The sequence below is a fragment of the Streptomyces sp. NPDC058880 genome, from assembly GCF_042742535.1.
Lineage (GTDB): Bacteria > Actinomycetota > Actinomycetes > Streptomycetales > Streptomycetaceae > Streptomyces.
In genome coordinates this window covers 1-1,482 of the sequence record NZ_JBHYMC010000139.1, presented here as the reverse complement: position 1 = coordinate 1,482, position 1,482 = coordinate 1, and the positions used below count along the sequence as shown (strand labels likewise).

The 1,482-nt window shown below is 68.5% G+C and carries 1 protein-coding gene; it reads right to left on the bottom strand.

What is annotated here, in order from left to right; genetic code table 11:
• Positions 1-36: 36 nt before the first annotated feature.
• Positions 37-1,077: an IS30 family transposase gene (locus tag ACFW2G_RS33065; RefSeq protein ID WP_384585649.1), complete on the bottom strand. Its 1,041-nt coding sequence runs from the start codon at positions 1,075-1,077 to the stop codon at positions 37-39.
• Positions 1,078-1,482: the final 405 nt, after the last annotated feature.

Below are 1,482 nucleotides of genomic sequence, written 5' to 3'. Positions count from 1 at the left end.
CTTGGGTTCAAGGGGTCGTCGCAACACCACTTGGTTTCAGGTGGTGAGTAGATCACGTAGACGCTCGGCTGGGGTATCCCAGTCGAGCGTCTTGCGTGGGCGGCCGTTGAGTTCTTGGGCGACGTGTTCGAGGTCTTCGGGACTGTGGACGCTCAGGTCGGTGCCCTTGGGGAAGTACTGCCGCAGCAGCCCGTTGGTGTTCTCGTTCGAGCCTCGCTGCCAGGGGGATGCCGGGTCGCAGAAGTAGACGGGCATGTCGGTGGCCATGGTGAACTGCTTGTGGCGTGCCATTTCGCTGCCCTGGTCCCAGGTGAGGGAGCCGCGCAGGTGGGCGGGCAGGGTCTGGATCGTGGTGATGAGTCCGTCGCGGACGGTCTCGGCGTCGTGGGCTCCGCCGGGCAGGTGGACCAGCATGGTGTAGCGGGTGCTGCGTTCGACCAGGGTGGCGATCGCGGAACGGCCGCCCGCGCCGATGATCAGGTCGCCTTCCCAGTGCCCGGGCACGGCCCGGTCCTCGACGTCGGCGGGCCGGTCGCTGATCATCACCATCGGGTCGATGAAGCGCGGGGTGCGCCGCTGAGGGTCCCGGCGGGGTTTGCGTCGGGTCCGGCCGGAACGGATAGCGGCCTGCACTTCCCGCTTCAGGCCGCCGCGGGCCTGGAAATACAGTGCCTGGTAGATCGTCTCCACGCTCACCCGCATGCTCTCGTCGTCGGGATGCTCCCTGTGTAGAGCGTGGCAGATCTGCTCCGGCGACCACCGCTGGCGCAATCCGTCCTTCACGAAGCTGCGCAGCCGTCCCTCACACAGCAGCTTGCGCTCCTTGGGCCGGGGCCTGCGTGCTGCCGCGGCGCGGTGGGCGGCGTAGGGCTGGTAGCCCTCGCTGCCGGAGTTCGCGTCGATCTCCCGCTTGACCGTGCTCGCCGGCCGTCCCAGGACCCGCCCGATCGCCCGCAGCGACTTGCCCGCCGCGTTAAGGTCGCGGATCTTCTCGCGCTCGGCCAGTGTCAGATACCGCGGATGCAGCTGCTTTTCCAGGGCTTGCAGGCCCACCGGTGCTGTGGTCACACCGCCCATCGTGACGATCCCGGTGGTGTAGTCGACACGGCGGCCGTCGGCGTAGGTGCGCGTGGTGCCGCTCTTCTTGACGCCCCAGTCCCAGTCCTTGGCCGTGCGCTCGTTCACACCGACCTGCCGGGCCGCCACCCGGCGTGCGACACCAGCGGCCCGAAGCCCCTCGTACTCGTCCCGCCCGGGATGCCTGCGCGGCAGGCGCACCGAACTTCGTCCGGCCTTCCGAGCCCAGCCGAAGGCGGTGTTCCGATTCACCCCCAGCTCACGCGCCACCACGGTCACGTTCCCCACGACATCCAGCCGCGCGAGGAAACGCTCCCGCAACCCCGAAAGATCACCACGCTCAACGCCCACGGTCCTCGCAACTCCCACAGATCGCGGGTGTTGCGAGGACCGCTAGAACCCAAG